The following is a 7,719-nucleotide window of genomic DNA, read 5'->3' on the forward strand; positions in this document are numbered from 1 at the left end:
TTTATAATAAAATAATATCCATCAAAAATTTAAAACTTTATAAATTCTACGACCATATCTCTTAGTCTAAAATTATAATTCACATCTTTTCTTTCTATATTGATAACCGCTTTTTCTTTAAGTTCTTTTCTAGATAAAATCTTATCAATAAGCTCATAGCTCGGATTTATCGCATGAGGATTGCCCACCATTTCAAACATAGTTATATCCCCATTAGTATCACCATAAGAAAAAGAATTATTTAAGTCTATTTCATATCTATCATCCAAGTATTTTATAGCGGAAAGTTTACTATTGCCATCCCGCATAGGAATTACTTTACCTGAAAATTTATTATTTTCATCAAAAACATAGTCAGTTGATATAGATTCTGTTGCTCCATAGAAATTGGCGAAATGATCCACTAGAAAATTTGGTGATCCAGAAATAAAAAAGATCAAATCACCTCGCATCTTATGCTTTTCGACAGCCTTTCTCGTAACCATATAAACTTTATTTTTGTTTTCTTCGATGACGAGCTTTGAATATTTCTCTATAATATCCCTATCTAGACCTATCATGCTTTTTTGATAGACTAAAGCTGCCCTATCTAGATAGTCTTCGTAAGCTCCGAGTCTATTTTGATATTTTTCATACAATGGGCCTATCTCATTAGTCCAGATCTCTTTTGGAAGAATCTCGTTTTCTGTAAGCTTTACAAAATGCTCTATTAAAAGCGAATTTCTGAAAAGAGTTCCATCAATATCAAAAAACGCTGCCGTTCTTTTATTCATTCTATTTTTCCTTCTTATCCGGTTTTTTCATAAAATTTCTCTTCTTGGCTACTCTTTCTTTAGATGAATTTTTATCATCGTTAGATTCTAATACTTCTACTTGACTTCTTATGTCTACTACAAGTTCTATAAGAAAACAAACTATTATACCTACTATGGAAGCAGAACCCAAAAATATAGCAATCCAAGCCATATTCAAACCTGTATCACTTGTAAAAATCGTAATAGAAATTATTCCAATAATTAATGCCAACGCAGCTAATGCAATTGAAGGAATGAATTTGACAATCCTTTTTTTATTAATGAAATAAATAACTATTGATATTGCCGCCATAATGAAAGATACAACCGGTACTATTGCAAGCCTAGATGAGTATTGGGAAACCAAATTAATTAATCCAGTCATAAGTCCTCCCTTAGTTTAACTCAACCCTATTTATCTTTATTTTATCATCAATCTCTAATATAACAAAACCATAGAATCCATCTCTAGCCAAGTAAGGAGATCCAGGATTTAGAAGAAGCACACCATTTTTGGTCTCGTTTACGTATTTGTGAATGTGACCAAATATAATGATATCACAAGATTCCCTTTTAGCTTTTTCTAATATCTTCTCATAGGTAAAATCGATACTATACCTGTGACCATGGCTTAGAAAAATTTTCTTATCTCCGATATTGATTACTTTGTCATAATCTTCATCTATAAAGAAATCATTATTTCCTTTCACAGCATAATGTTCTATCCCAGTCTCGTAGTAAATTTTTTCTACATCTTCGAGGCCATCACCAGCATGAATTAATAAATCTATGTCATCATGAGTTAGTATATAATCGCTTATTGCATCATACATCCCATGAGTATCACTTGTTACTAAAATTTTCATTTCTCACCTAAGAACTCCTTGAATTTCTCCATTGCTCTTGCCCTATGTGATATTTGGTTTTTTTCTTCTATGGTTAGCTCTGCAAGACTTTGTTTTGTGTTTTCAGGTATAAAAATTTTATCATACCCAAAATCTCCCTCACCCTTTTCTATATCGCTAATATAACCATCAAGCCTTCCTGTAAAATGAAAGACTTCTCCTTTTGAGTCTATATATGAAATCACTGTTTCAAAGTAGGCACTTCGATCTTTTTTATCAGACAATTCTTCTAGTAACTTCTTACGGTTATCTTCATAAGTAGCATTAGCTGATGCGTATCTATGTGAATACACGCCAGGCCTATTATCTATTGCTTTTACAAAAAGTCCGGTATCATCAGCAAATACTGCTCTACCAGTTAATTTATAAAGCTCATAAGCCTTCTTATATGAATTTTCTTCTAAGGTCTTGCCATCTTCAACGACATCAAAATCGTTGATTCCAATCTCTATTGGCATCTTAATCGAATCATTAGCTAGCATCTTCTTAACTTCTATCAATTTATCTTTGTTGCCTGTCGCAAATAGTAATTCCATATACTCCCCTTATAAAATAATAACAGAAAAACTTAGACTTAGTCAAGTGAATTAATCTTGCTCTTCTAATATTTCGTTGTAGTTAGTAAAAGCTGACTCTAGATTTTCGGCAGAACTTGCAGATTGCTCATCGATAGATACGATTGTGGTAGAATTCATAGTAGGTATAGAAAATATAGGATTCTTTTCTATCAAGCTATCTTTTATTTTATGAATCAAAATCTCATCTGGAGTTTGTATTAAGATATACTTTCCATTAGATAATATGTGATAGTCCTTAAATTGCGGATTAATATTTCTAACTTGATCTCTAGTCAGAGAAACTTTATTATCTTTGTTAGTCTTCTTATTTAGCATTTGGCTACCTATTGCTATTTCAATTGGGAAAAAGTTTTGTTCAAACTCCTCTCCATCTCCAGTAAAGATAGAAGATTGGAATATCCATTGTCCTTGATTTCTGATTATACCAAAATTCGTGTTATCAAACGGAATATTTTTTTCATCAAATTTCTTAAAACTAGAATTAGCCTCATCCAAAACTTTTTCTTTGAAAATTAAATCAGAATCTTCCTCACCAGTAAATTCTTTAAGAGATAGAAACTTACCATCTTTTAAGTTCTTAGTTTCAAGAATTGCATACTTCCTTATAGGATTATCGTTCATTTGATTAGTATAGTCTATTGATATAAATTCATCAGAAACATAGTTTATACGCAAGTTAAGATTGATATCTTTACAGGAGTATTTCATTCTGGTAGAAGGATCAGACATCTTTTGCCTAATTCTAACAGGAAAAGCTAAGATTTCGTCATAATTATTTGTTATGTTATTGCTATTCGTATTAATTGACCAGTATTCGTCCTTATTATTTACAAAAATATTGTAAGCCTTTTTGTAAGAAATATCACCATCATCCTTGATTCTTATCATATAGGTGTAATAATTATAGGACACATAATCACTATTTTCATCAATTCTCTCCCTGACACCTAGGGTTAATGCCTGATCTTCTGCTACTTCTTCGCCTTCTGGATTTGTCATCCTTTCCTTGCTTGCCTTTTTAGAGTAGCTGTTTAATATTTTTGAATCAACTTTATTGGAGACTTTCTCCAAGACGATCAAGCTGTCATTTACAATATAGAACATAGATATTTCACTTTGTTTTATAAAATCTCTTGAAAATAACTGGCCCTGGGAAGCGTTAATTATTACAGAATTTTTGTCTTTATCAACTTTTATATTGTCTATACCTCTATTTTTAAGATATTTTGACAAGTTCACATATTTAGATGAAAATGCTGGAGGAAAGGCATATGAATCGCCTATAGCTACAAGGTTTTGGTCAATATATACTAAATCGTCAACTTTAGGGACTTGTTCCTCGGATACATCACTCTTACTCTTTACCTCCTTCACCCTCCATGTGCCTATAATAGAAGGCGACTCCTGCTTTGGCATTTGTATTAGATAATTTAATTCTTCGCTCTTAGTGTTAGTACATGATGATAAGCCTATGATAAAAACTAATAGTATTATTAATCTACAAATTTTCTTCATCTTCAAACCTCGGAATCTGTACTGTTACTGATGTACCTACACCATATTTACTCTTAATAACAAGCTTTCCTCCGTGAGCCTTTGCGATTTCTTCACATATAGATAAACCTAGACCAGTTTGAGATTTAGAAGAAGAACCCTTGTAGAATTTACTCGCTACAAATGCGATCTCGTCCTCTTTGATCCCTTCTCCATTATCCTTAACAGTAATAAGAACATTTCCATCTTCCTGATCTATTATTAGGTCAATTTGACCATTCTCAGAGGTAAACTTAATGGCATTATCAATTATATTTATCAAAACTTCCTTCATCCTATTTTTGTCGGCAAATACAATAATCTCCTTGTATACAGTCACAAAGTTGAAGGCTATATTTTGACTTTGTGTTCTAGGGAAAAGTTGGGTATGAACTTGCTTTGAAAGTTCTACTATGTCTAGTTTTTCCTTATCATATTTGAAACTTGATGAAGATAGCCTTGAAAAATCCAAGAGGTCTTCTACCATCATAGATAGTCTATCCCCTTCATTTTCAATAATTTTAAGCCCTTGACTCATCATGTCTTCATTCTTTTGTATTTCTGGCGCTTGTAGAGTTATAGCCCAACCTTTTATTGATGTTAGTGGAGTTCTAAGTTCATGAGAAACTGAAGAAATAAAGTCATTTTTCATGTCTTCTCTTATGATGATATTCTCGCTTAAACTATTTAATGTGTTTGAAAGTTCCGTTATCTCGTTATTTCCCTTAATATATGCTTTTGCTGTATAGTCCCCTGAAGCAAGTTTCTCGGAAACCTCGATCAAATCATTTATTGGTTTTACGAAACTTGATGCAGCAAAAAAAGAAACAATTAGGGCTGCTAAACTTACTAGTATTCCAAATATGACATACCAGAAAGTATCATCGCTAATTCTGTTATCTACTTTATCCATTGAAGAAGTTAATCTAATAATCCCAACTTGCTGATTAGCTGATACTAAAGGATAAGATAGGGATAGCACGCTCTCCCCAGTAGATTCTCTCTTATATTTTGTAGACTCTTGCTTACCTTCTATAGCAGATTTAACATCAGGACTCTCTAAAGTATTCCCAATTAGGTCAGATGCTAAGGAATCAAATAAAATAATTCCAGAATTATCTAGTATCTGCACTTGAGTATCATTCGACCTATAAAATATATTTTTATCTCCAATTATAATATCGGTAAGATCATATCTATTCATGTAATTGTTAAATTGCAATTGATTAATTCTCGCCTGATTTTTCATTGAATCAGTTAGGGCTGACTCATAATAAGATCTAATACTATTATAAGCAAATATTTCAAATCCTATAACTACTGTAATTACAAAAAACATTACGATTTTGATAACGTTAAATTTAATACTATCGTTTGGACTTTTGTTGTTATAGGATTTTATTTCTTTATCTATAAACTCATCGTTTCTAATTACTTCCATCTATAGCCTGTTCCCCACACTGTTTCTATAAATTCTGGTTTTGCAGGATTATCCTCAATCTTAGCTCTAATTCTTCTTATATTTACATCGACAATTTTTGTATCGTTGCTATAATTTTCTCCCCATGTTTGAGTCATAATCTCATCTCTAGTCATGGCCTTGCCTTTATTTTTGATAAAATTCTGTAAGATTGTAAATTCTGTTGGGGTTACATCTATTTCCTTATCATTTTTATAGAAACTCTTGGCATAAATATCAAGTGTAAATGGTCCATCTGTCAAATTATCTTTGCTATCATCCTTTGGCTTTGCCTGGCTTAAGTTCACTCTTCTCATGAGCGATCTTACTCTTAGAATTAATTCCTGTGGATTAAATGGCTTGATGATATAATCATCCGCCCCTTTTTCAAGACCCAAAATTTTATCAATATCTTGTGATTTAGCAGAAACCATAATTATTCCAGTCATAGGAGCCTTAGTTCTTATCTTCTCGCATACTTCATATCCACTCATACCTGGTAGCATTATATCAAGTATTGCAAGGGCTGGTTGTTCTTTTTCAAAAATTTTAATCGCTTCTTCACCACTAGCAGCTTCTACTGTCTGATAACCTTGATAATCTAGATTGATCTTCATAAACTGTCTAATTGGATCTTCATCATCAACTATTAAAATTTTCTTATTTTCCATGATTTACCCTTTCAAAGGCAATCTTAGCTGCACCAATTACACCAGCATTATTTAAAAACTTAGCAGGGATAATATCAACTTCACTAGGTTTATTGCAGTATTCTTGGTACTTAGATACCATACCATCCCAGAAGACGTCCTTGGCATGAATTACTCCTCCACCAACTACAATAACATCAGGGTCAAATATATTTCTTAGTGATGTCAAAAGATACCCTAGGTCTGATTGGTACTCTTCCAAGACTTTCCTTGCATCATCATCTGTCTCCACAAGATCAAAAATGGCTTGACCGCTCAATTCCTTCCCAGTAAGCTTTTTGTATCCTTTTGTCAAGGCGCTACCAGCACAATAGCTTTCAGCACATCCATTTTGTCCACAGGTACATGGATCTCCACCTGCATGTAGGATCATATGACCTAACTCTGCTCCTTGGAAATGTGAGCCCGAAAGAAGACCAGCTTCCTTTGTATAAATAGCACCTCCAAGACCTGTTCCTAGAGTAATCATCACAATATTATCGTAATCCTTACATGCTCCTATCCATTTTTCAGCTATTAAAGCAATATTAGCGTCATTTTCAACAAAGACTGGAACATCAACAAATTCTTCAACAGCTTCTTTTAAGTTGAGTCCAGTCCACCCTTTGATATTGCCAGCAAAGGTTACAATCCCGTTTTCTGAATCAATAAAACCTGGGGTACCTATTCCAACTGCGCTTGCCTCCTTGTAAGACAAATTATAAATAGCATTTTTTATATTTTCTAAAACTACCTCTCTACCTCTATTCGCATTTGTAGGTACTTCTTTTCTTTCTAATATTTCACCCTTATCATCTATTAAACAAGCATTAATTTTAGTTCCACCGATATCAATCCCTATTACTTTTCTCATTACAACTCCTTAAATATTTTATCCTTTAATTTTAGAAGAGATTCTTTTCTTTCAGAATAGAATTCCTTGCCTTCCAAATATTCCAATCCTTCGATTTTTGAAAATCTAAGCTTATAGGCTAAAAGAATTTGATTTTTAATACCAAATTTTTCAAGTTTTTGATTAGTATTTTTATCACCATATTTTCTATCGCCAACTATTGGTGTTGAATTCTCTTTTAACGAAAATCTTATCTGATGAGTCTTACCTGTAATTAATTCACACTCTAGCAAACTATACTTTTTATTGGTATCTAACGGCTTAAAATTAGTCCTAATTCTTTTACCATCTTTCGATTTTTTGACGCGATTACGATTTTCATTTTTACTGATGAGAGTATCTATGGTAAAATCCCTTTCTACAAAGCCTTTTACAATCGTCAGGTAATACTTATCAATATTATTTTCTCTAATTGCTTTGTTAAGAATTCTCAAGCTATTAGCATTTTTTGCTCCTATAACAAGTCCCGCTGTGTTTCTATCTAACCTATTAACTATAGCTGGTTTGAAAGTTCTATCTGACATGTCGAAAGATTTTGTCTTGTACAAATATTGTAACATATTATCTACGAGATTATTTCCGTAATCTTTTTTAGAAGAGCTATGAGTTAAAAGACCTGGTTTTTTGTCCATAATTATTATATTCTTATCCTCATAGACTATATCAAGATCAAAGTCACTTGGTTTATAATCGATTTTTGTAATCCATTTATCATAATCCTCGTCTTTTATATACATCTTAACTATGTCATTAGGATATACAAAATCATCATTCTTCGCCCTCTTATCGTTGATCTTGAAGTTTTTCTTCCTAATATTTTTCTGTATCACTGATAGAGGAGCATTTTC

The 7,719-nt window shown here is 32.3% G+C and carries 9 protein-coding genes; all 9 read right to left on the bottom strand.

The window, feature by feature from the left end; all coding sequences use genetic code 11:
- Nucleotides 1–29: 29 nt before the first annotated feature.
- Nucleotides 30–773: an HAD family phosphatase gene (locus RCH56_RS07000; protein ID WP_306484263.1), complete on the bottom strand. Its 744-nt coding sequence runs from the start codon at nucleotides 771–773 to the stop codon at nucleotides 30–32.
- Nucleotide 774: 1 nt separating this feature from the next.
- A complete protein-coding gene (locus tag RCH56_RS07005; protein WP_306484264.1) occupies nucleotides 775–1,179 on the bottom strand; it encodes a hypothetical protein in 405 nt (134 codons plus the stop codon).
- Nucleotides 1,180–1,189: 10 nt separating this feature from the next.
- Nucleotides 1,190–1,660 carry a metallophosphoesterase gene (locus tag RCH56_RS07010; RefSeq protein ID WP_306484266.1) on the bottom strand — a complete coding sequence of 157 codons (471 nt, stop codon included), beginning with the start codon at nucleotides 1,658–1,660 and terminating at the stop codon, nucleotides 1,190–1,192.
- Nucleotides 1,657–2,235 carry an RdgB/HAM1 family non-canonical purine NTP pyrophosphatase gene (rdgB, locus tag RCH56_RS07015; RefSeq protein ID WP_306484267.1) on the bottom strand — a complete coding sequence of 193 codons (579 nt, stop codon included), beginning with the start codon at nucleotides 2,233–2,235 and terminating at the stop codon, nucleotides 1,657–1,659. Before rdgB ends, RCH56_RS07010 begins: the two co-directional genes overlap by 4 nt.
- Nucleotides 2,236–2,286: 51 nt before the next feature.
- Nucleotides 2,287–3,792, bottom strand: coding sequence for a hypothetical protein (locus RCH56_RS07020; RefSeq protein WP_306484268.1), 1,506 nt, complete (start codon nucleotides 3,790–3,792; stop codon nucleotides 2,287–2,289).
- Nucleotides 3,776–5,251 carry a cell wall metabolism sensor histidine kinase WalK gene (locus RCH56_RS07025; RefSeq protein WP_306484269.1) on the bottom strand — a complete coding sequence of 492 codons (1,476 nt, stop codon included), beginning with the start codon at nucleotides 5,249–5,251 and terminating at the stop codon, nucleotides 3,776–3,778. The genes RCH56_RS07020 and RCH56_RS07025 overlap by 17 nt, the downstream gene beginning before the upstream one ends.
- A complete protein-coding gene (locus RCH56_RS07030) occupies nucleotides 5,242–5,940 on the bottom strand; it encodes a response regulator (protein WP_306484270.1) in 699 nt (232 codons plus the stop codon). The genes RCH56_RS07025 and RCH56_RS07030 overlap by 10 nt, the downstream gene beginning before the upstream one ends.
- Nucleotides 5,930–6,832: an ROK family protein gene (locus tag RCH56_RS07035; protein ID WP_306484271.1), complete on the bottom strand. Its 903-nt coding sequence runs from the start codon at nucleotides 6,830–6,832 to the stop codon at nucleotides 5,930–5,932. The genes RCH56_RS07030 and RCH56_RS07035 overlap by 11 nt, the downstream gene beginning before the upstream one ends.
- On the bottom strand, nucleotides 6,832–7,719 hold an 888-nt coding region (locus RCH56_RS07040; protein WP_306484272.1), incomplete at its 5' end, for an RluA family pseudouridine synthase. The genes RCH56_RS07035 and RCH56_RS07040, both read right to left, overlap by 1 nt.

The sequence above is a fragment of the Anaerococcus sp. genome, assembly GCF_030825785.1.
GTDB lineage: Bacteria > Bacillota > Clostridia > Tissierellales > Peptoniphilaceae > Anaerococcus.

What these genes read in the sequence shown, in the direction of transcription:
- RCH56_RS07000 (WP_306484263.1), bottom strand. Translation starts at nt 773, where the DNA reads ATGAATAAAAGAACGGCAGCGTTTTTTGATATTGATGGAACTCTTTTC.
- RCH56_RS07005 (WP_306484264.1), bottom strand. Translation starts at nt 1,179, where the DNA reads ATGACTGGATTAATTAATTTGGTTTCCCAATACTCATCTAGGCTTGCA.
- RCH56_RS07010 (WP_306484266.1), bottom strand. Translation starts at nt 1,660, where the DNA reads ATGAAAATTTTAGTAACAAGTGATACTCATGGGATGTATGATGCAATA.
- rdgB (WP_306484267.1), bottom strand. Translation starts at nt 2,235, where the DNA reads ATGGAATTACTATTTGCGACAGGCAACAAAGATAAATTGATAGAAGTT.
- RCH56_RS07020 (WP_306484268.1), bottom strand. Translation starts at nt 3,792, where the DNA reads ATGAAGAAAATTTGTAGATTAATAATACTATTAGTTTTTATCATAGGC.
- RCH56_RS07025 (WP_306484269.1), bottom strand. Translation starts at nt 5,251, where the DNA reads ATGGAAGTAATTAGAAACGATGAGTTTATAGATAAAGAAATAAAATCC.
- RCH56_RS07030 (WP_306484270.1), bottom strand. Translation starts at nt 5,940, where the DNA reads ATGGAAAATAAGAAAATTTTAATAGTTGATGATGAAGATCCAATTAGA.
- RCH56_RS07035 (WP_306484271.1), bottom strand. Translation starts at nt 6,832, where the DNA reads ATGAGAAAAGTAATAGGGATTGATATCGGTGGAACTAAAATTAATGCT.